The 21,636-nt window shown below is 58.5% G+C and carries 19 protein-coding genes and 1 pseudogene; 10 read left to right on the top strand and 10 right to left on the bottom strand.

Annotated elements, in window-relative coordinates:
• Positions 1–68: 68 nt before the first annotated feature.
• The gene (locus tag ABSG47_RS16270) at positions 69–833 is read right to left on the bottom strand and encodes a reverse transcriptase N-terminal domain-containing protein (RefSeq protein WP_424170752.1); all 765 of its coding nucleotides are present in this window, start codon (positions 831–833) and stop codon (positions 69–71) included.
• 599 nt (positions 834–1,432) lie between these two features.
• Here ABSG47_RS16270 and ABSG47_RS16275 point away from each other — a divergent pair.
• Positions 1,433–2,107, top strand: a complete 675-nt coding sequence (locus ABSG47_RS16275) for a DNA methyltransferase (RefSeq protein WP_424170753.1) — start codon at positions 1,433–1,435, stop codon at positions 2,105–2,107.
• 287 nt (positions 2,108–2,394) lie between these two features.
• Here the strand turns inward: ABSG47_RS16275 and ABSG47_RS16280 are convergent, their stop codons facing one another.
• Positions 2,395–3,099, bottom strand: coding sequence for a helix-turn-helix domain-containing protein (locus tag ABSG47_RS16280; RefSeq protein WP_424170754.1), 705 nt, complete (start codon positions 3,097–3,099; stop codon positions 2,395–2,397).
• 735 nt (positions 3,100–3,834) lie between these two features.
• On the opposite strand from ABSG47_RS16280, the gene ABSG47_RS16285 reads away from it, so the two are divergent.
• The 4 genes from ABSG47_RS16285 to ABSG47_RS16300 all read left to right on the top strand — a co-directional run bounded on the left by ABSG47_RS16285 (position 3,835) and on the right by ABSG47_RS16300 (position 8,800).
• On the top strand, positions 3,835–5,427 hold the full coding sequence (locus ABSG47_RS16285; protein ID WP_424170755.1) for an RNA polymerase sigma factor: 1,593 nt from the start codon (positions 3,835–3,837) through the stop codon (positions 5,425–5,427).
• A gap of 83 nt (positions 5,428–5,510) precedes the next feature.
• On the top strand, positions 5,511–6,098 hold the full coding sequence (locus tag ABSG47_RS16290) for an alpha/beta hydrolase fold domain-containing protein (RefSeq protein WP_424170756.1): 588 nt from the start codon (positions 5,511–5,513) through the stop codon (positions 6,096–6,098).
• Between the two features lie 23 nt (positions 6,099–6,121).
• Complete coding sequence (locus tag ABSG47_RS16295) at positions 6,122–6,529, top strand: alpha/beta hydrolase (protein WP_424170770.1); 408 nt, start codon at positions 6,122–6,124, stop codon at positions 6,527–6,529.
• A gap of 156 nt (positions 6,530–6,685) precedes the next feature.
• Entirely contained in the window at positions 6,686–8,800 is a 2,115-nt protein-coding gene (locus tag ABSG47_RS16300) for a tetratricopeptide repeat protein (RefSeq protein WP_424170757.1), read from the top strand.
• Here ABSG47_RS16300 and tgt read toward each other — a convergent pair.
• Genes tgt through folK form a run of 3 tightly spaced genes read right to left on the bottom strand, consistent with a single transcriptional unit; the run spans position 8,781 to position 12,688 of the window.
• Positions 8,781–9,899 (bottom strand): tRNA guanosine(34) transglycosylase Tgt, encoded by a 1,119-nt coding sequence (gene tgt / locus ABSG47_RS16305; protein WP_424170758.1) that lies wholly within the window; start codon positions 9,897–9,899, stop codon positions 8,781–8,783. The two genes, ABSG47_RS16300 and tgt, sit on opposite strands and share 20 nt — an antisense overlap.
• A gap of 28 nt (positions 9,900–9,927) precedes the next feature.
• Entirely contained in the window at positions 9,928–12,174 is a 2,247-nt protein-coding gene (locus tag ABSG47_RS16310; RefSeq protein ID WP_424170759.1) for a TonB-dependent receptor plug domain-containing protein, read from the bottom strand.
• Positions 12,131–12,688 carry a 2-amino-4-hydroxy-6-hydroxymethyldihydropteridine diphosphokinase gene (gene folK, locus ABSG47_RS16315; RefSeq protein WP_424170760.1) on the bottom strand — a complete coding sequence of 186 codons (558 nt, stop codon included), beginning with the start codon at positions 12,686–12,688 and terminating at the stop codon, positions 12,131–12,133. The genes ABSG47_RS16310 and folK overlap by 44 nt, the downstream gene beginning before the upstream one ends.
• Positions 12,689–12,718: 30 nt before the next feature.
• On the opposite strand from folK, the gene ABSG47_RS16320 reads away from it, so the two are divergent.
• The 4 genes from ABSG47_RS16320 (at position 12,719) to ABSG47_RS16335 (ending at position 15,717) form a co-directional block, all read left to right on the top strand.
• Entirely contained in the window at positions 12,719–12,937 is a 219-nt protein-coding gene (locus ABSG47_RS16320) for a hypothetical protein (RefSeq protein ID WP_424170761.1), read from the top strand.
• Entirely contained in the window at positions 12,897–14,054 is a 1,158-nt protein-coding gene (locus ABSG47_RS16325) for a Gfo/Idh/MocA family protein (RefSeq protein WP_424170762.1), read from the top strand. Before ABSG47_RS16320 ends, ABSG47_RS16325 begins: the two co-directional genes overlap by 41 nt.
• A gap of 47 nt (positions 14,055–14,101) precedes the next feature.
• Positions 14,102–14,584: a hypothetical protein gene (locus ABSG47_RS16330; RefSeq protein ID WP_424170763.1), complete on the top strand. Its 483-nt coding sequence runs from the start codon at positions 14,102–14,104 to the stop codon at positions 14,582–14,584.
• A gap of 410 nt (positions 14,585–14,994) precedes the next feature.
• Positions 14,995–15,717, top strand: coding sequence for an energy transducer TonB (locus ABSG47_RS16335; protein ID WP_424170764.1), 723 nt, complete (start codon positions 14,995–14,997; stop codon positions 15,715–15,717).
• Positions 15,718–15,985: 268 nt separating this feature from the next.
• Here ABSG47_RS16335 and ABSG47_RS16340 read toward each other — a convergent pair whose 3' ends face one another.
• On the bottom strand, positions 15,986–16,525 hold the full coding sequence (locus ABSG47_RS16340; protein ID WP_424170765.1) for a thioesterase family protein: 540 nt from the start codon (positions 16,523–16,525) through the stop codon (positions 15,986–15,988).
• A gap of 12 nt (positions 16,526–16,537) precedes the next feature.
• On the bottom strand, positions 16,538–17,476 hold the full coding sequence (gene lpxC / locus ABSG47_RS16345) for a UDP-3-O-acyl-N-acetylglucosamine deacetylase (RefSeq protein ID WP_424170766.1): 939 nt from the start codon (positions 17,474–17,476) through the stop codon (positions 16,538–16,540).
• Positions 17,477–17,757: 281 nt separating this feature from the next.
• Between lpxC and ABSG47_RS16350 the strand changes: the two genes are divergently transcribed.
• Complete coding sequence (locus ABSG47_RS16350; RefSeq protein ID WP_424170767.1) at positions 17,758–18,951, top strand: M20 family metallopeptidase; 1,194 nt, start codon at positions 17,758–17,760, stop codon at positions 18,949–18,951.
• Between the two features lie 65 nt (positions 18,952–19,016).
• Here the strand turns inward: ABSG47_RS16350 and ABSG47_RS16355 are convergent, their stop codons facing one another.
• The 3 genes and pseudogenes from ABSG47_RS16355 to ABSG47_RS16365 form a co-directional block, all read right to left on the bottom strand.
• Positions 19,017–20,645, bottom strand: coding sequence for a chloride channel protein (locus tag ABSG47_RS16355; RefSeq protein WP_424170768.1), 1,629 nt, complete (start codon positions 20,643–20,645; stop codon positions 19,017–19,019).
• Positions 20,642–21,097 (bottom strand): MarR family transcriptional regulator, encoded by a 456-nt coding sequence (locus ABSG47_RS16360; RefSeq protein ID WP_424170769.1) that lies wholly within the window; start codon positions 21,095–21,097, stop codon positions 20,642–20,644. Before ABSG47_RS16360 ends, ABSG47_RS16355 begins: the two co-directional genes overlap by 4 nt.
• 430 nt (positions 21,098–21,527) lie before the next feature.
• A pseudogene (locus ABSG47_RS16365) lies at positions 21,528–21,636 on the bottom strand (IS5/IS1182 family transposase); the annotation flags it as partial.

Genomic DNA, 21,636 nt, shown 5'->3' on the forward strand with positions numbered 1-21,636 from the left:
GAGACGACACCATCACGATTCGCCATAGCATTCCAATCCCGCAACAAGGCCCTCCGCAAGGCGGCAATCTACCGCCATGCAAGACTGACGGCCAAAATTACCTTTTGCGTAAGGGGAGTGATGATACCGCCTTGCGGCGTCCCCGCCTCCGTGGCATGAAGTGCCCCTTCGTGGACAAAACCGGCCTTCAGCCATTTCCGCAAAATCGCCTTATCCGTAGGGATGTTGGCGATCAGCCAGCCGTGCGAAATCTCGTCGAAGCAGCTACGGATGTCAGCCTCCAGCACCCACTTTGCGCGGTCTGCCCGATGCAGCGTAGCGAAGCAATGTTCGATTGCATCCGCCGTCGAGCGTGCCGTGCGGAACCCATAGGAGTTCGGGTCCGCAGTGGTTTCCGCGACAGGTTCGAGGGCCAGCAGATACAACACCTGCATAGCCCTATCATTCATCGTCGGAATGCCAAGTGGCCGTTTCTTCCCATTGGCCTTTGGGATATAGATCCGTCTCAGCGGACGCGGCTGGTAGCCGCGCCGTTTGAGCGACATCACTGCTCGCATCTTGTTATCCGATGTAGACCACACCGTACCATCTACACCGGGGGTGCGCTTGCCTCGATTCTCAGTCACTCGTTTCACGGCCAGTGCTTTGCCGCTATACGAATGAGTTAGCAGCCACTGCAAGGCTTTCACCTTGCCATGCCTACCCTCCTGCGTTGCCTTCACGATACGCGCCTGCAGCCTCCTGACTTCGCGGTGACACTTGGCCCAGTCGATGCCGTGCCAGTGAGCCACGTTGTTGGAGGACGCACCCGCTTCCTGTTGCCTCGCAGTCATCTGCTTCTCCTCCTTCGAAGGTTCTCAAGCTCTCTCGTGATGAAAGACCATGCGGAAGTCTGCCCGCTTTCGCGCGGGGCCATGTCGTCTCGCGACTCAGTCCCTATCCGTCCCATTACAAGACGGCCTTCGCTTTCTCCGCACTCCTCTACCCGCACCGCCAACGGCTTTCCTCGCGGTTGGCCTGCCCTGATCGGGCAGCGATACGGGCTTACCGTGTTCCACATAGTTTGCAAGGACGGGTTAGGTTCCACCTATCCACCGGTAGCCATGATGTCCGTGCCTCTCAAGTAAGGAAGTGAGAGGGCCAGCTACGTCCCCATTTTGGGTCGGGCCTGTCAGTGTCTTTGGCCCGTTTCGGATTGACGGTGTTTATCAGTGGTTCACATCTGTTAACCCTATCGTCCAGCCTAGCGCCCCATCCGCATCGATACTTGCAGACATGTGTCCACCTCGCGGCTTTCACATGGCTTGCGCCGGGCTACATTGTCCCGGAGGCTCCACACCGAACCGTTACCAGTTCCGCATGCTCCGGTAGGCTACAGGCGACGGAACGCCTGGTCTCCTTTCTGCCGTTTCCAGCGATGAAACAACAAACTATGCGACTTTCACGTCGCACCCTCACCGATCCGCCGTATCTCGTGAACTACCGCGACCGTACAGGGCGCACGATTCAGAACGATGCCAATGCCGACTGGTTGAAGCCCGCAATGCGGGAAGCGTATCGCGTACTCAAGCAAGACCGCGTAGCCGTCATGTTCTACGGGTGGACGAAGGTCGATATGTTCTTCGACGCATGGAAAGAGGCGGGTTTTCAGCCGGTCGGACACATCGTGTTTCGGAAGACGTACAGCTCGAAGTCGAGGTTCCTCAGCTATCAGTACGAGCAGGCATATCTGCTGGCGAAGGGCAGACCGCCGCTGCCGAAGCAGCCAGTGGCCGACGTAATCGACATGCCGTACAGCGGCAACAAGCTGCATCCGACGCAGAAACCAGTAGAGCCACTGGCGCAGTTGATTCGCAGCTTCACGTTGCCGGGTGAGTTGATCCTCGATCCCTTTGCAGGCAGCGGCAGCTCTTGTGCAGCAGCGTTGCTTACAGGCCGCAAGTACCTCGGCATCGAGATGGACGATGCCTATTATGCAAACGCCAGTGCGCGCATGAGTAGAGTGAACGAGAGGATCTCCACCAGGAGGTCCTCTTCTTCTTTCCCACGTTCGATCCATGATGCATGCGTGCCGTCGCTCCTCAAGGCGAACCATTGTTCTGAGTAATGATCGTCGCGGCCTTGACCAGCGCCGTCCCACACGCTCTTTGCTGGTCATCGTGGGAATGAATATGTCTGTGCATCCTGCACCGTATCCCTCTTCTCTCCTGCCTCGCTTCTGCACGTCGCTCGGAGAGACAATATCCGCCTGAAGAAGCTGATGGTTGTTCAGTAAATCCAGGCGTGAGAGGAGTTGCTGCTTGCGGTCGTCATCCGCAACCATTCCTGTGATGCGAACGTGCCCATCGGGGGTCTGCTCAACTTCGAGGGGTTCACTTGCATCGCCGCAGGCTCCTATGGCTCATTGAGGATCAGCGCCACGCGGCCCACGATCAGATCGTTCGGCGCTTCATTCGGGCCCACCTCGATCAGCTCCACCGGAAAGGCGATGTTGTGCGGACGCAGCACAAGCCGGTTGAGCTGGAAATCCACATAGCGCAGCTTGAGCTGGGCATCGTGGCGCACGGCATAAAGATTGGGCCGGTTGGCGCGATAGGGCAGTAGCGAGTTGTAATGCCGGTCCAGCAGCACAAGCGCATTGGGCAGAATCAGCGGCTCCATTGCCTCCGCCTCCTGCGCGGAGATGGCCACAACCACAAAGCGTTGCCAGGCACGGCGTAAGCTCGCAGTGCGCGCCCGCGCAGTGCGCAGCATTCCGGTCGGCAAATGCAGCACGGATTGCACTGCTGAAGGGCGCACATGCGGCTCAAAGAGCGCGGTTGTATGCGACACCACCGGCACGGTTCCGCTTTCTTCGCCTTCGCGGTACTCCATGCGTCGCGTCTGGGTAGCCAGCAGATCGGCAGCAGACATACTCTGCGCTGCCAGAATGCGATCCATGGCTTCCAGCGAAAGCTGCCGTCTTCCATGCAGAAAATTGGACAGATGCGATTGTCCGAATCCCGTTTGCCGAGCAAGGAGGGAGACGCTGAGAGTGCCTCGTTGTATTCTCCGCTGCAATTCCATGCGGAGACGCTCGTGCATTTGGGTGAAGTTCATCCTGTTGAAAATCCGCCGCCAGCAATAGGAGAAGTAACTCCTCCTTTGCTGTAGGAAAACCTGTGCGGGCCGATTTCCCTTTATTGTCAGCGGAATCGCTGTGCATGGAAAAGTGGCGGAAAGATTTCGGCCTGGTGCTGTTGACGCTGGGGATACTGGCTCTTAGAGTAGCGCTACTTACCTCATAAAGGCTTGTGGTGCTACCACGTGCATATGTTTCGCATCCGCGAAGTCGAGCGGTCTGTTCTCCATTTGTCTCTGGAGCGGCCCGATACTAGAACGCCGGAGGGTGACGCACCCATCCGGCAATCAGCTCCCTGCCTGCAGGCCGTTCGCGGCACTGCGGGCCGGCTATGCGAATCTCCCAGATACTGCGCGCTATTGGTCATGACATTCAACAAGAGAAAGCAGCCAGCGTTCCCCCATCGGGCCGTTAGAATCCCGAGTCGCATGGGCTGTTTCCCTCTACCCCGGCAAACAAACCGAACAACTAGATGCAGCCGGGTGCTCGACCTACGGAGAACTGGTCATGGAATTGCGCGTGCAATTGAAAGTTTGCGAAGGGTGCGGTTGCCTTTGGTATCGCACTCAAAACCTTGGGACTGTTTATTGCAGATCTTGTGAGACAAAGCTTCTGGACTTTCCCGCGCCTGAAAGCAGAAAGAGGCGTGGACGTCCGGTGCGGAAGCCGGTGCTCAGCGTCTGGGCAGTGGCAGAAGCAGCAGGAGGTGCGCGATGAGCGCAGCCCTGCAATTTCCAATCGTATGGAGAGCCGCTACAGCACCGGCATACTGGCCGGAAGAAGAAACAAACTTAGTCAGCAGTCAGGAGGAAGAGTTACCGCCGTCCCTGCAGGTGGATTTTGCGGAAGACGCCGAGGAGGAATCGCAGCAGGAAGGCCCATCGGTCAGCCTGGCCTTCTACCGGAAACATACTGAGAGCCTTCTCCGACGCTATCTGTATGTCTCCATGCAGGTGGGACGCACGCAATCGGCCATGACAGAGCCGGTTGAACGTGGAAACGTCTCTCACCGCCGCCTCCGCACCTTTGAGGATGCCGTCATCTTCGTTCTCGACGTGGAAGCCTGCCTGGGCAAGCTCTCCGCTCTTGAGCGGATACTCCTGAACCGGATCGTGATTCAGGAGTACACGCAGTCTGAGGTCGCGGACATGCTTGGAATAAGCACTCGCGCCGTGATCTACAAACTGCCCTGCGCGCTGGACCGAAAAACACAGGGAGTGCGAGGTGCGCTCCCTGTGCGCTGCTCGTCAACAACCCTTTTGGGCCCTGATCAATCCTATTTCCACTTAGGCACTTGTAAACGGAAGTTGCCTTATGCGCGAGGCTGCGAAATGTTCGATTTAATTGAACTGGACGATTGCCTAGAAGAGATTGATACTGTTTATCTCCCCGAATTTCACGCCGAGTATCCTATGGCAAAACCCGGAGATAACAATAAGACTTTCGTTGAAATAGATAAGCGTCTGAATGCGCTGGAAACAAGCCTTAAGCATTCCGCATCGATTGAGAAGCGCTTGACCGCTATAGAAAATGACATATCGAAGGCAAAAGGGTTTTGGATAGGCTTAACTATTGCGGGCGCAATTGTTGGGATAGCGGCCACGGGAGCCATAGGTTTGGCTGGGTGGTGTTTATACGATCTTCATCAGCTCGATGTAAAAGTCGGAAAAATCCAAGAGAAACTAGCCGACGGAGGTCTCGGCCAAATTGTCGCTTCTCTGTTAAGCAAGCCGCTGGGTGATCAAAGGCAAGCAGAAAAGAGTCTGACTGTCGCGGCTACGATTCTCAAGAGTGTAAAAACAGGAGCTGCACCCGCGGAACAAGATGATATAAAGACCATCGCCAAGGGAATTTCGAACGCGCAAAAGAACTTTCCCACAGCGCCCCAAGTGTGGGACGCATCCGCAGCATTCATTAGCTACCGTTCTCGTACAACAGAGTCAGCGAAAGTTCTTATAGAGCGAGCAGCTGATAAAAAGAACTGCTCTTATTCCTGGGGAAAGCCTAGTCCGAGTGCAGAGGTATTCAAAAATTGTGAAGTATCTCTGGAAGAAGTCGCCAACAATGTCAAAGACGTAAAAATCGGCACCATTCCCTCTTTACCCCCAAAAACCTCTCCTATGCCGCGTGTTTTTTATGACTCCGTGATCCATTATCATGGTGGAGAGCTGCCAGATGGGCCGATGTATTTTTACAATTGTGTATTTCTCTTTGATGTCCAAGACGTACCTGCGAATCGCGGGACGCAGACATTGGAGGCACTTACAAATCTTGGCAATCTAAGTGCGGTGCATATTGGGGAATAGATAGCGCCCTCTCTGCTATCGTGGACAGGGCCTTCCGCAAGCGCTCTCTCAGAAGGCGAACCAAATTCGTCCCGAGGCATACCATGCGCATTTTTTCTCGTTCCGTTGTTTGCCTGAGCCTGCTTTCGTTCGTTCTGCTTGCACCGGCTTTTCTCTCCGCGCAGCAGCCTGCGCCAACTACAGAAGCCGATGCCCCCAAGCGCGACACCAGCTTCATCGATGCGCAAGGCACGGCGCATGTCACGCGTGTGATTCCAGTGCCGCAGGACCTTAGCCCGCAGGCACGGCTGATGCTTGGCCATGCGGAGCCCGACCAAGGTGCATCGCAGCCACTTGCAGAGCGCCGCAGGATGACTGATGAATACACCGCGCGGGCTCGCGTTGCATGGTCAAAACTGATGCCCAACACGCTTGTCGATGACAAAATTGCTGGCGTTCCGGTACACATCGTCACGCCGGAGGGCATGCCCGCGGCCAACAATGATAAGGTGCTGCTCAATCTGCATGGCGGCGGTTTTAATTCCGACTCCGGCTCCTATACCGAATCGATTCCCATTGCCGGCTATGCAAAAATCAAGGTCGTAGCGGTACTTTATCGTCTCGCGCCGGAGTCTCCATTTCCCGCAGCCGTGGATGACTCCGTGCCATTCTCACCGCGGAAGTTGCAGTAAAGCTCAAACAGCTCGGCCTTCCCCTGCCCGCTGCGCTTGGCATCTTCAGCGGCATGGGAGACTACGCCCGCGCCGGTGACTCGACCGCGATCTACGCTCTGCGCGGATTCTCCGGCCATCTTGACCCGCCCGATCCCAGCCACCATAGCGATGCATATGCAGGCTCAACCGACCTGAAAGATCCGGTTCTCTCGCCCATCTACGCGGATCTGCATGGCCTTCCTCCGACGCTCTTCATCACCAGCGGTCGAGACATTCTGCTAAGCGGCACATCCAATCTTCATCGCGCCTTTCTGCGCGCGGGCATTGACGCGCGCCTTGTCGTCTTCGATGCGCTGCCACATGCCTTCTGGTATGATCCGCGCTTGCCGGAAGCAATTGAAGCCAACCAGATGATGGCTGACTTTTTTGTAAAAGCGTTGAAGAAGTAGCGCGCGGATTTCCAATTCCCGAATCAACACGCGTGCATATTCAGGAAACATCAGCAATTCTCCGATCACGAAAGATGTAATTGTTCTTGAATCTCCGTCGTACGCCTCATAGCGTGCGAACCAGGGCATAGGAATTAAGCCCACAGGATTCGTGTCGTGATCGGGCAGACGCAGCACCCGCCTTTACAGAAGCTGAATCCGCGCGCAAGTCAGCCGCCGCGGCTCACCACGCGTCTGCATGAGGTAGCACAGAGTTATCAGCAGATTCTCACTCACAATCCCCGCCACGCTGAAGCGCTTGCGGGCATGAGCCTGGTCGCGCTTGCCAGCCGTCAGCCCGATGCGGCCGTTCGCATGGCACAGGCCGCTGTTTCCGTTGCGCCTGCCATGTCGCATGCGCGGGTTGTGCTCGGCCAGGCACTGCGCGCCGCCGGTCAGCCCGATGCTGCGCGCGACGCCTATGGCTCCGCGCTGCGCCTCGACTCCTGCAATGCTCTCGCGCATACCGGCCTGGGGGAGTTGGAAATCGCTGCCGGCAAGCCGGCTGAGGCACTCCCGCATTTCACTCTTGCGCTTGAGCATAATTCCTCGCTCCTTGCCGCTCGCATGGGACTCGGCCATGCCCTTGGATGCCTCAGCCGTTTTGCAGAAGCCCTGGTCCACTATGAGCAGGCGCTTGCATGCAGCCGCCGGCTGCCGGAAGGGGAGTTTGCCGCGGGTTTTGCTCTCGCGCGCCTCGGCCGCATGGAAGAAGCCGAGCGCCGTTACCGCCGCGCCATCTCACTGAGGCCTGATTTTGCCGCTGGATGGATGAACCTTGGTTGCCTTCTTCGCGATAAGGGAAGCGATCTCTATGCGGAAGCCGCGCTGCGCCATGCAGTCGAGCTGCGCCCCGATCTTATCGCCGGTTGGGTCAGTCTCGCTGTTTTCTTTCGCGATGAGAACCGCATGGAAAAAGCTGAGCGATGCCTGCAGCGTGCCGATTCACTCGATCCTGATCGCGTGGAAACGCACATTGCCTGGGTACAGTTGTATGTTGCGCGAAAAGATATCAAGACCGCATGGGAGTGGCTGGACAAAGCACAAAGCTGCGGAACCGAGCATCCAGAAGTTGTGAACATGCGGGGTATCCTGCTCCACAATGAAGGCCGCTTCACTGAAGCTGTCTTGGCGTTCGATCGCGCGGAGGCTCTCGGAAGCATGCAGGCCGCATCCAATCGCGGCAACTCGCTGCTCGATCTCGGACGCGTGGAAGAAGCACTTGACGCGCACCGCCGCGCCGCTGAAGCGGACCCGGTCAACCCGGGCATGCAATACAACCTCTCACTCACGCAGATTCGCTCTGGCCAGTGGACTGAAGGCTGGGCCAACTACGAAGCTCGCTGGCGCTTTCGCGATATCCATCGCAAGCCACGCAATTTCAATCGCCCGCGTCTGACGCGCGAGAGATTGCTCAGCGATCCTTTGCATGGCCAGCGAGTTCTTCTTCACGCTGAGCAGGGACTCGGCGACACCATCCAGTTCTGCCGCTACGCTGCGCTGATCGCAGCGCATGGAGGTTTTCCTGTTCTGCAGGTGCAGGCCCGCGTCGAACGCCTTATGCGCTCGCTTGCAATTGTCCGTTCAGGCAATGCTGAAGTTTGTTTACTCGGTGTCGCTCCGTCGGAGTTCGATCTCGAATGTCCGCTGATGAGCCTGCCTGCGCTCTTCGGCACCACCGTTGATACAGTTCCATGGGATGGAGCCTGCCTGAGCGCTGCGCCGGAGGACATCGAGATGCACGCGCTGCCGTTCCCCGATGGAGATTGCGGTTATCCGCGCATTGGCATCGCATGGGCGGGCAATCCGCGCTACAAGGCTGACGCGCGCCGCTCCACTACGCTGGCCACACTGCAGCCGATGCTTGAAACGCAGGGTATCGATTGGATCTCGCTTCAGAAGGGCGAAGCAGTTGCGCAGTTCGCCGCGCTTCCGCCCAGGATTCGCATTGCGGATGGTGTGAGCAGCGACCGCGATCTGGCGGATACAGCCGCTCTTATCTCCACGCTTGATCTTGTGATCACTACGGACACCTCCATTGCGCATCTTGCCGGCGCGATGGCCAAGCCTGTCTGGATTCTTCTTCCCTGGCTCGCTGACTGGCGCTGGATGCAGCAGATCGAGACCACGCCGTGGTATCCCACTGCGCGTCTTATCCGGCAATCGGAACCGGGCGATTGGACTGGCGTGCTTGGCCGCGTAATCGCGGGCCTTAAATCGCTGCTTCGCTGACCGGCTTGTCCAGATCCATACGCACACGCTTCATAATGCCCAGATAATACGCAAGATTGTGAATGGAATTCAGCGTGGCTGAGAGCGCCTCACCGGCCTGCATCAGGTGCCTTAGATAAGCGCGCGTGTATCGCCGGCACACCATGCAATTGCACTTGGGGTCCGGTGGATTCTGATCTTCGGCAAATTTTTTGTTCTTGATCGTCATGCGCCCTTCGCTCGTAAAAAGCAGCCCGTGACGAGCGGCGCGCGTGGGCAGCACGCAATCCATCATGTCCACGCCCATCTTTGCATACTGTTCAATCTCATCCGGATAGCCCACGCCCATCACATAGCGCGGCTTGTCTTTTGGCAGCAGAGGAAGTACCTCGGAGATCATCTCCAGCGTCAGATCGCGCGGCTCACCCACGCTCAGTCCGCCGATAGCATAGCCATCGAAGTCCATCTCCATCAGCCGCTCCGCGCTTTCTTTCCGCAGATCGCGATACATTCCGCCCTGAACGATTCCGAAGAGGCTTTGCATGCGCCCGCCTCGTTCGCCATACCACGGCACTTCCGCCTGTCGCGCGCGAAAATGCTCAAGCGAACGCCGCGCCCATGCCATCGTCAGCCGCAGGCTTTCCTCTGCTCGGGTGCGCTCCGCAGGATATTCCGTGCATTCATCGAATGCCATCGCAATATCCGCGCCCAGCGCGATCTGCACATCCACCGAGTGTTCGGGTGTAAAAAAGTGGCTGCTTCCGTCAAGATGCGAGCGAAACCTTACGCCCTCATCCGTCACCTTGCGCAGCGCGCTCAGGCTGAATACCTGAAAGCCGCCGGAATCGGTCAGCATCGCACGGTCCCAGCTGATGAATTGATGCAGTCCGCCCATGCGCCGAATCGGCTCATGTCCAGGGCGCAGATACAGGTGATACGTGTTGCCGAGAATGATCTCCGCGCCGAGTTCTTCCAGCACATTCTGCGGAACAGCCTTCACCGTGCCGGCCGTTCCCACCGGCATAAACACAGGGGTTTCCACGCGTCTGTGCGGCAGATCGATCTGCGCGCGCCGTCCGCCCGCTTCCGTTGTATTTAAGAGATTGAACTTGAGTCCCACTATGTCATTCTACCGACGTAAGCTCACGTTATTTCGCTGCGCCCAGTGTCAGCGTAAATCCCGCTCTTACCGTGCGCCGCATTCCCAGCGTCGTCGTCGGCGTCTTCGCCACTTCAATTGTCCGGTCCAGCAGACTCTCGCCCGCCGCAAAGGCCTCAACGCGTCTGCCAAACGCATGCGCCGCGTAGGCGTCCAGCTTGAAATACCCATGCAGCAGATATGTATTCGCGTCATCGTCAAACTGCCGCCCACTCAACCGGCTCTGCAGGCTCAGCGAACCCCATCGGGCCTTCTCGGCGCGCAGATTCAGCGAGGCCATATTGCGCGCAACTTCAGGAATCCATTTATTTAGGTCCTGCTGCCCCTGCGTCACCGTCGCATGCGCATACTGGTAGCCGCCGTCTATCGTCAACCATTTCCGCGGCGCAATTTCAGAATCAATAGCGATCCCGCGGCTCGTAATCTGACCCAGGTTCTCGCGCTGCAGCAGAATCGGCGATGAGTTCGGATTGATGGTCACTGCGCTGATGGGCCGATTGATCTCGGTCAAAAAATAACTCGCTCGCACAGTGCCCCACGCTCGCTGCGATGCCACGCCCGTCTCCCATCCCGTTGCCCGCTCGCTCTTCAGCGCGCCATTTGCCAGCGTCAACTGGTTACCAACCTGCGTTGCGCGATACAGCTCGCTCGGCGAGGGCGCGCGAAAGGCGCGAAACCCTGACGCGGAAAGCGCCCAATGTTCACCTAGCTTGCGCGACACACCCACACGCGGATCAAAGACATGTTGCGTGAATTGCGGCAGCGTGGCTCCGGGCGTCCACGTATTGTTCTGTTCCACCAACTGCCGCACATCGTAATTCTGAAACCAATCCATGCGCGCGCCGGCCGTCACCGTCCACGCTCGATGCGTGTACAAGGTCTCCACATATGCGCCTGAATCGCGTTGATGCACACTCGTATCCGTCAACGCGGCAGCCGAGCCAAAGGACTGCTCATCATCCCACACGCGCACATCATGCGTATCCGCGCCGGCCAGCAAAATCCATCCCGCGGTCAGCGGCTTGCTCCAGTGCGCCGCGCCGCCAAGCTCGTTATCCGCAATCCACGCAAACCTTGTCGGCGTCTCTCCGCAGCGATAGGTGCAGCTCGCATCTCCAAAATCGGGCAGGTTCGAAATGCTCGAAAATGTCTGCCGGTAATGCTCCGTTGAACCATACAGCCGCAAAGCTGCAGTTGCGCCATTTGCGCTTTGCCAGTCACCGCCCGTCGCATAGCGCCACAGCCGCGTTCCATTCGTCTGGTACGGCGTCCCATTCGCTCGCGCCTCGTTGAAGCCGCTCCCGCGCACAAACAAACGCAGCTCGCCGCGCTTGTGCTCCGCCAGCAGCATCCCATTCTGCGCATGAACGTTGGATACCGTATCCACCGGACCGCGCTGCCACGGAGCCTCCTGGATGTAGCCATCGGTTCCCGTTGCGCCGCCCGCCGCCAGCACGCCCCACGCATCGTGTGTAGCCTGCCCCATCGCATCGTCTGCGTATGTGCCCAGGCCACCGTAGCTTGATCGCAACGTGAATACATGCGCCGCAGGCTCGGCCAGATGCACATTCACTACGCCGCCAATCGCGCTTGAACCGTACAGATCGCTGGCGCCGCCGCGCAGCAGTTCGATATTCGCAATCGCAAGCTGCGGCTGCTCCAGCCAATGAATCCACGCGCCCACTGGATCGTTCAGCGGCACATCGTCCAGCGTCATCAGCGTTCGGCTTGCCGAAGTCGATCCAAGCGCACGCAGACTGATGCCTTGCGAAGAAGGATTTGCGACCAGCGAGCTAGATCGCCGAAAAAGTTCCACTCCCGGCAACTGCCGAATCTGCCCGTCGGCGGTAATTGCGGCCGTCGATTGAAGCGCATTCTGCGTCAAAACTCGCGTCGTTACAGGGCTCTCGAGCTCTCCCATCGGCGTGCGATACGCTGTTACGGTTACCTGCTCCGCATTGTCCGCAGGTGCAAGCTGCACAACGGTCTCCGCGTCTGCCTGAACATTCTTTGCCGCAAAGCCCGCAGCCTCCACGCGCACCGTACACGGCGCATCGCATGCAAAACTCACGTGTCCCATTGCATCGCTGCGCGCCAGCACCTTGCCTCCGGCATCGCGTACCCCGGCATCCGCAATCACGCGCCCCGCGCTGTCTTCCACCGTCAGCGTGCGTGCCGTCTGTGCCTGCGCGCTAAGCGCAAGCCCAAAGATTGCTATCGAAAGCAGTAACGGCATCGGTTTCATGTGCAGCATTCGCATTGAGGCTTTCGAGCAATTCTTTCACGTTCCTGTTCAAACCCGGCACAAGCACATCCGGCGCAATCTCACTCAGTGGAATCAGCACGAACGCACGCTCTGCCAGCCGCGGATGCGGGACTTCGATTCCGGGCTCATGCAGCACCTGTTGTCCGTACAGCAAAATGTCCAGGTCCAGAGTGCGCGGCCCGTTGGGAATCGCATTCGCGCGCTCCCGTCCGAACTCGCGCTCAATCTTCAGCAGCACATCTAAAAGCTCTCGCGCCGAAAGCTCCGTTTCCAGCGCCACTGCCGCATTCACAAACCTCGGCTGATCGGCAAACCCCACAGGAGCAGTCGAGTAAAGCCGCGAGCGCCGCACCACATCTCCGAGCGTGCCCAGCCGCACCACAGCCGCTGACAGCGTCGCCTCCGGCTCGCCCGCCGTGCTCGGCACATTCCCGCCCATCCCAATGTAGGCAATCTCCATCCACTTCAGAGTATCGCCTGTCATCCGATAGAATCACTCTTCGGAGAACTCATCATGGACGCAATTGCTAACAGCTCGCTCGGCGCACGCCGCAATGAAGATATCGCGCTCGACCTCTTGAAGTTCGTTTCCGGGGTTGCCGGCGTCGGCAAAACCACCGGCGGTTCTACCGGCTTCAACGCGCCCTCCGCACCCAAGCCGGAAGAGCACGTCACCGAGCTGCTTGAACTCTATGGCCGCTGCCTCAAGGCCGTGGAAGGCGAGGGAGAGTAGCATCAGCGGCAAGCCCCATCTACGTGTCGCCGTGGCAGGCTGCGGGGCCTTCGGGCGCAATCATCTCCGTGTCTATCGCGAGCTCGAACAGGCCGGCACAGGTGTTCAGCTTGTCGCTGCGCTTGAACCGGATGCAGGACGCGCTGCCGAAGTCAAAGCGCAGTACGGTATTCCCGTCTTTCTGTCCGTTGATGAACTGCTGCGGAGTGACTTGACAATCGACGCAGCCTCGGTTGCGGTGCCTACCGTGCATCACTATGGCGTGGCCTCGGCGCTGCTTCAGGCTGGTCTTGATCTCCTCGTCGAAAAGCCTCTCGCAGCATCTCTTGCGGAAGCAGATGATCTCATCGCTCTCTCCGAAAAGCATAGCCGCATTCTGCAGCCGGGCCATCTTGAGCGTTTCAATCCCGCTGTCCTCGCCGCGGAAGCCAGCCTGCGCCGCCCCATGTTCTTTGAGGCGCATCGGCTTTCTATCTTCACGCCGCGCTCGCTCGATGTAGACGTCGTGCTCGATCTCATGATCCACGACCTCGATATTGTGCTCACCTTTGCCAAATCGCCTGTGCGCGAGGTCCGCGCTGTCGGCCTGCCGATTCTTTCGCCCAAGGTCGACATCGCCAACGTTCGCGTTGAATTCGAATCCGGCTGCGTGGCCAACTTCACCGCGTCTCGTGTTTCAACCGAGCGTGTCCGCAAGCTCCGCTACTTTGAGCCGCGCCAGTATGTATCCATCGACTACGCCCGCCGCGATCTGCTCATGATCCGCATGGACTCGCACCTGGCGGAGATGGTGCGGAACCTTCCACCTGAAATTGCTGCCGCACTCGACGCCGGAAAAGTCGATCCCGCGCTGGTTGAAAAAATTGCCGCCGGCGCAAGTGCATCCGTCTCGCCATCCCCCAATCCCGGCCTTAATTTCGTCAAGCCTGAAGTGGCCGCAGGTGAGCCGCTGCGGCTTGAGATCGAATCATTCCTCAACTCCGTCCGCACGCGGCAACAGCCGCACGTCACTGCGCGCCAGGGCCGCGATGCGCTCGCTCTCGCGCTTGAGATTCAGTCCACCATGGCCGCTCACGCTCATCACGCGGGACTTGGAACGTTCTTCGAAACTGCTTGATCGTTCTGCTCGCGCCGCCGGCTTTGAAATAATGAGTGGAGGTCTTGATGAGACAACTATTTCTTGACTGCGACGGAGTGTTGGCCGATTTTGACACACTCGGAGAGCAAATCTTTGGAGTTCACCCGCACAAAGCAGAAGAGAGCCTGGGCGGAGAGGAATTCTGGAAAACGCTTCGTACTTATGAAGACTTTTTCTACAACCTGCCTTTAATGCCCGAAGCAGCTGCACTGGTCATGGCGTTTGAACATCTCAGCCCCGTCATTCTCACCGGAGTGCCAAAGGGTGGATGGGCTGAAGCCCAGAAGGTGCGTTGGGGACAAAAACACTTTCCTCATCTCGATATGATTACCTGTCTTTCCCATGACAAGCGCAATCATATGAATCCGGGTGACGTGCTCGTGGACGACATGCATAAGTATCAACATCTGTGGGAAGAAGCTGGCGGTCACTTTATCCTGTACCGGCCTGGCGGAGCTGAAGACGTGATCCGCCGAGTGCTGGAACTTTTTGAGGAAGATCAGAAATAAAGCGATTTTTCAGGCTACATTTCTTAATAATCCTCTGCTTGGCAACTCATTCCTACGCCCTTTAGGCGTTGCCTCCCAAAGAGCGAAAAGCAATTTGTCTGTCTGCTGAATTTTCGCTCGCCGCAGAGGGAATCCATGAAAAGACTTTTGAGCTGTCTCCCAGCCTTTGCTCTCGGGGCCTGCGTACTTTTCTCCGTGCCTGTCCGCGCTCACCATGAGAGCGCCCTGTTTGTTTTTTTGTTGCAACATGCGGGAACACTTTGCGATTCCCCGGTGTCTACACAAACACAATGGTTTTGATGAGCATCAGCAGAGCGCTCTGCATTACGCTCTCACGCCGCTCCCCACGCGGCAAGTGAGCACGCGCCCTCCTGTTTCCATCGAAGCCCGATGGAAACAGGAGGGCCACCATGTTTGAAGACGCAACCTTTGAATCCCAGAACCGAATCCACACCCGCAGCAGCAACTGGATGCTCGCCACACTTCTCTTCAATGGCAGCATTCTTCTCACGCTCATCCTCATCCCGTTGCTTCACCCGGACTCGCTTCCGAACGAGCTGCGGAAAATCGTCATCACCGCTCCCGCTGCTCCTCACTCCGTGCCGCAGTCGGCAGCGCACGAATCGTCGCAATCCGTAACAGCTCCGCGCCCAATTGAGATACCGCTCATCAGTGCGCCAAGCCAGATCCACATCAGCCTTCAGCCCTCCGGCCCTGCGCCTAATGCATCGAATGCTTGCTGCGCGGATTCTCCCATCGGCACAGGCAGCGGCACCATTCCCGGCGGCGATCCCTTTGCACACTCCGCCAACTCCGCTCCACGCGTCATCCATCCGCAACAAGGCCCTGTCACCATCTCCAAGGGCGTGGCCGAAGGCATGCTGATTTCGCGGATCGTGCCTCTCTATCCCGCTATCGCACGCGCTGCGCGCCTCGAAGGCACCGTCGTTCTGCAAGCCACTATCTCCAGGAACGGCGCTATCGAAAACCTTCGCGTCCTCAGCGGCTCGCCGATGCTGCAGCAGGCCGCCATGAACGCCGTGCAGCAATGGCGCTATCGTCCCTATCTGCTCAATGGTGATCCGGTTGAAGTCGAAACCACCATCAACGTCAACTTTGTTCTTGGCAGATAAAAATGAAGAGAGGTCATGCAGTTGAGATCAAACATTTCAACATCCGAGCCGTCGCTTGATGTGGAACTCGCAAGAAAGTTGGCGAGACTGTGGCCGAATCGGGAGCATGAAGCCAGCGCTGTTGCCGGACTGTTATGCCGCCTCGACATACATTTCTGGCGTCGGCTGGATGTTGAAGATATGGCACCGGGCAGGAAAGTTCGCTTTTGCTTCTGGTGTACAAAGGTTTCCATCGACGGCGTTCGCTATGAGCCGTAATTTTTTGCTGCTATGCGCCCTGCAGCTTCTCTCGCGTCAGCTCATTCCACGTCGCAATGGCTTCCGGCATCGGCGGGCTCACGATGCCGGGCTCAATCGGCTTCAGTACTGTTTGCGGAGCCACAATGCCATCGCCTCCAAGCAACGCGCCCTTTACCCAGCCCACCGCCGCCAGCCCCTGCTCGCCGGTAAAGGTCTGCTCCATGTAAAACCACCGCTCATCCCAGCACACCAGCCGCGTAGTCAGCGTGTACGGCGCAAAGAGCGGCAGCGATCGCCGGTACGTCATCCACACCGCGCCCACAAGTGGCGTCCATCGCGCGCGCAGCACAACCGCCAGCACATGCGTCCGCGCCAGCAGATGCATCCGCCCGTAATCCATCACGTTCAGGTAGCGCGCATTATTCAAATGAAAGTTGAAATCGATCCCACTCGGCCAAACGCGCATGCTCAGCCGGTCTTCCTCCATCAGGCCCACCTTTGGCAGCGGCCGAATCAACGACCCAATCGCCAGTGCCGGTATGCGAATGAAGCTGATGCAGTGGGACAAGCGCGCTCCCGGCTAAACGCCTTGCAGCGCCGGCACCGCAAGCCCCGCATGCTTGCTCTCTTCTTTATGCGCCTTCTCCGCAGAGGCCGTAGCCAGCTCCCACGCCGAGCGGTCCTTCAGCAGCCGCGAAACCAATGCCGTATGCATCGCATGCCCGGCGCGTTCCGCCACCACGCGCCCTTCAATGCGCCGCCCGGCCAGCGCCAGGTCGCCAATCAGGTCCAGCACCTTGTGCCGCACATACTCATCGGGAAAGCGCAGCGGCCCATTCACCGGCCCTGTTGTACCTAGCACAATCGCGTTCTCTTCGCTCGCGCCGCGAATCAACCCCATATCGCGCAGTTTCTGCTCATCCGCTTTGTAACCAAAGGTTCGCGCTGGCGCAATCTCTGCGCCATAGGTCTCAGTCGCCAGGTCCACACTCGTGTACTGCTGTCCAATCGGAGCAGGAAAGTCAATCGCGTATTCGATCGAGTAGCCCTCGCTCCTATCCGCGTGCGGATACACGCCGATAAACTTGCCGCCCTCGCGTACCTCCACCGGTCTCAGGATTCGCATATACTCGCGCCGCCGCCGCTGCGGCTTGATACCCACGGTCCCAAACGCTTCCACGTATGGCAGCGCGCTTCCATCCAGAATCGGCAGCTCCAGGTTATCCAGTTCTACAATGACGTTGTCTACCGACATGCCAACCAGCGCTGAAAGCAGATGCTCCGTCGTAGAAATCAGCACACCCTGCCGCATCAGGCTCGTCGCGTAGCTCACCTTCGCCACGTTTCGCCCAATGGCTGAAATCTCAAAATTGTCCAGATCGGTTCGCCGGAAGACAATCCCCGAACCCGCCGGCGCGGGCAAAAGCCGCATCGCAACGGGCGCGCCAGAGTGTAATCCGACTCCAGCAAACTCCAGGGGCCCGGCAATGGTCTGTTCCAAATGTGCTCGATGAGCCAAAATCTACGACTCCAAACTGAGAACGTCCGGCAAGCCTTACAAGCACTAAAGAGATTGCAAACGACAGATTAGACGGAATCTGCCCATTTACACTGTGGCATTTTTGCCACACTGCGTGGTTTGCAAATGTCAGCAAATTGTTGAACCGGGTCCCAGCCGAGGAAAACATTTTAGAATCTGTAGAATCGCAGCATTCGGCGTTATGTCGGCGGCTGTCTCGAGAGCAGGCGCGCATCCACATGAGTACCCCATCGCAACCCGCAATGATCCCGGAAATTTCCATGCGAGCCCTCCTGGCCGGCGCGCGCCGTAAGGAAACGCAGCTCCTGGCTCTGGCTGAAAAGCTCGTCCGTGCCGAGTCCCCCTCCGACACCAAATCCGCCGTCGATGCCTGCGGCCAGCTCGCCATCGTCCATGCACGCAGCCTCGGCGGTCGCGTCAAAGTCCACAAGCAGCGCGCTCATGGCGACATTCTCGAACTCAGATTCGGTCCAAAGAGTAAAAGCCCGGAGGGCCGCACGCTCCTGCTCGGCCACATTGACACTGTCTGGCCCATTGGCGCCATCCAGTCCATGCCCTGCAAGATCGCGCCGGACCCCACAGGCCAGGCCAGACTGTGGGGCCCCGGCACACTCGACATGAAGGTCGGCGTCGCCATGGCCTTTACGGCAATTGAAATGCTCATCGAAGCCGATCTTCTGGGCCGGAATCGAGACAGGGAAATCATTCTGCTGCTCAACACGGATGAAGAAATCGGTAGCCCCGTGTCCCGCCCAATCACAGAAAAGCTCGCGTCAGAATCGAGCGCTGTTTATGTCCTCGAACCCGCGCAGAATTTAGATGGGCAGCAAGCCGCCTACAAAACCGCCCGCAAAGGCACTGGCAACTGGCGCATTGAGGTCACAGGCATCGCCGCACATGCCGGCGTTGACTTCGAGAAAGGCGCAAACGCTCTCGTCGAGCTCGCCCGCGTCATTCAAACCGTCAGCGCGTGGACGGAACTCGATCGCGGCCTCACCGTATCGGTCAATGTAGCGGGAGCAGGCGGCAAAACCAACGTCATCCCCGCCGCAGCATGGGCTGAAGTTGACGTCCGCCTGGCCCGCAAAGCCGACGGCCCTCGCATTGCGCGTAAATTCGCCTCGCTCAAGACCTCATTTAAAACCATAGACAAGCGCTGCAAGCTCGCCATCACCGGCGGTGTCAATCGCCCGCCCATGGAGCGCACGCGCGGCACCATCGCGCTCTACAAGCAAGCCCGCGCACTCGCCGCTGACCTGGGTTTTGCGCTCGAAGAAGCCGCTACCGGCGGAGCCTCCGACGGCAACTTCACCTCCGCCGTTGGAATCTCGACACTCGACGGCATGGGCGCAGTCGGCGAAGGCGCGCATGCTTCACACGAGTCCGTGTTGATCGCGCACTTAGCTCCAAGAACCGCGCTGCTCGCCGGAATGCTGACGTGGAGTGGGAAGTAGGGACGAAGTGGAATGCGCGAGTCTCAAGTTCTGAGATCCGGTCGTGATATCCGCGCACGGATTTATCAGTCGGCCATCGCCTGAAATGCAATGCTGCGTTCCGACTCACGCTGAATCGCGCGCCTGCGCCCTGCCAGCAATTCCGTGACGCCAATGCTTCCGCACAGCTTGCCGGTTTCGCGGTCTACCACCACCATCATGACCTGGCCATTGCCCGCCATCTCTTCCGCCACCGCGCGGCATGTTTCATCGGAATACGCATAGTTTTCCGGTAGATCGTCATCCGTGCTTTCGTTGAGGATCTCCGTCGGCAGCAGTTCGCTCATCACCTCACGCACCGTAATGATTTCCAGCGGATCAACGCCATACTCACGCGACAGATGGTAGCCGCGCCGGCTCAATTTCTCTGTGAGAATGGATCGCGGCATCATCAGTGAAGTCACCAGATACGAAACCGCGCATGCCAGCACAAGCGGTAGCACTGCAGGCAGCGCGTGAGTCAGCTCCAGCGCAAACAGCACCCCGGTCAGCGGCACGCCCAGCGCCGCGGCCAGCATAGCGGCCATGCCTAGCAGCGCCCATAGCGCCTGCGTGTCGCCAGGCAGATGCAGCAGTAGCGCCGAGCCCTCGCCAATAGCCGCGCCAATCATCAGCAGCGGAGCCAGCACGCCGCCCGAGGTGCCTGACCCAAGTGAAAATGCCCACATCAGCGACTTCACCACCAGGATGCCCACAATCAGCGTCAATGGCGCATTGCCGCGTAGCAGTTCGGCAATGTTGCCGTATCCCACGCCAAGCGCTCGCGGAAAAATGTAACCACCAATCGCAATGCCGATGCCGCCAATCGCCGGCCACCACATCCAATGAATGCGCAGCTTGCCGCAGAAATGTTCAAAGCTGTCTTCAATGCCATACATGAGCCGGCTCAACCCAGCAGCCGCAAGGCCAACCAGCAAGCCCAGCGGCACCGCGGACAACAGCGCCTGCGGCAGCGAAATCGGACTGGTGAACGTCACAGGAAACAGCGGCCCAGGCCCCAGCCACCAGATGCGCAGCGCTCCAGCCAGCACACTCGCCACGGCCACCGGCACCAGCGAGCGGGGACGCCACTCGAACAGCAGCAGCTCCACGGCCAGCAGAATCGCCGCAATCGGTGCGGAAAAGGTAGCGGACATGCCTGCCGCCGCGCCCGCCACCAGCAGCGTCGTGCGTTCGTTGTCGGTCAGCTTGAGCCACTGCGCGACGAGCGAACCGAAAGCGCCGCCCGTCATAATGATTGGACCTTCCGCGCCAAACGGACCTCCCGAGCCGATAGCAATGGCCGCGGAAATGGGCTTCAGCAGAGCCACCTTCGGCTCCACGCGCGCGCCGCGCAGCAGGATCGCTTCAATCGCCTCAGGAATGCCGTGGCCGCGGATCTTGTCTGATCCATACTTGGCAATGACACCGACAATCAGCCCGCCAACGATCGGCGTCCACAGCATCGTCAGACGCGGCAATGGAGAACCCGCCGGCTCCACAGCCGCCAGGCTAAAGCGGTGGTAGTAGAAAATGTTCGTTGCCAGCGCAATGGCTCGCAGCAGCAACACGGCAAGCCCCGCCGCGCCCGCGCCAATCACCAGCGCCGCCGCCACCAGGCCCCACACCCTCCGGTCAACCGTAAAGTCGCGTAGTGCGGATGGACGGGATTTCATCGTGTCTCCAGTTTCTGTGCGGCGCTGTTGTGTCTTTGCACCTGCAGCAGCGCGCGCGTAAGGCGCGGAGCAGCGCTGTGCAACTCTTCTGCATGATCGGCCGAGAGTCGGTTCAGAACGTTATGGCCCTTGCGCTTGAGCGTCAAAATGGCGCGTCGCTTGTCGGTTGCATCGGCGGCGCGCGCCAGCAGGCCTTCGGCCACGCAGCGGTCCACCAGCTCAACGGCGCTATTATGCCTCACGCCAAGCCGCTCGGCAATGTAGGCAATGTGAACAACCGTTCCGGCAGGCGCGCCGGCCACCTGCAGCAAAAGCTGATGCTGTTGCGGCTGCAACCCCGCCTCAATGGCAATGCCTTCACTAAAGTGCAGAAATTTGCGAAGCTCATAGCGAAACTCCGCCAGATTTTCAAGCAGACTGCCCGAAGCAGCGTCTTCGTCACTCGAATTCATAAATATATCGTCTCACGATATATTTATTCCTGCAACAGCAGACGTCAGTGTCCATAATCCCACGCCTCGCACGAGTCGGTGCTGGTAGAGCACTTAGCTCCGTGCACCGCGCTCCTCGCCGGAATGCTGGCAAACTAACTTCTCACAAAAGCCGTGTCATCTCGAGCGGAGCCGCCCTTCAGGCAGAGTGAAGGATCTGCGGTTGCTGCGATTCTGATCCGAATACATGAACCGAGGTCACCGGGCGATGTATCGTAGTTGTCTATGGAATCATGGAAACTAATAAATATCGCAAGCGTAGTTGGAATGCTTGCAGAGTTGCATTCGTTGTCTCAGTCTAAGCAAGCAATGCTATTACTTCGCTATCTCGCAACTCAATATCCTCCACCGCAAACATTCGGCAAAGTGAACTTTAATCTAGGGCGTGTCATCAAATGAGCCATATAGTAGAAGCGGCGAGGTGTATTGCAGCGAGGAAGTTCCTGGCGGTTTTGTCGTAGCGGGTGGCGATACCTCGGAAGAGTTTGAGTTTGGCGAAG

The organism is Occallatibacter sp., from assembly GCF_049510455.1.
Lineage (GTDB): Bacteria > Acidobacteriota > Terriglobia > Terriglobales > Acidobacteriaceae > Telmatobacter.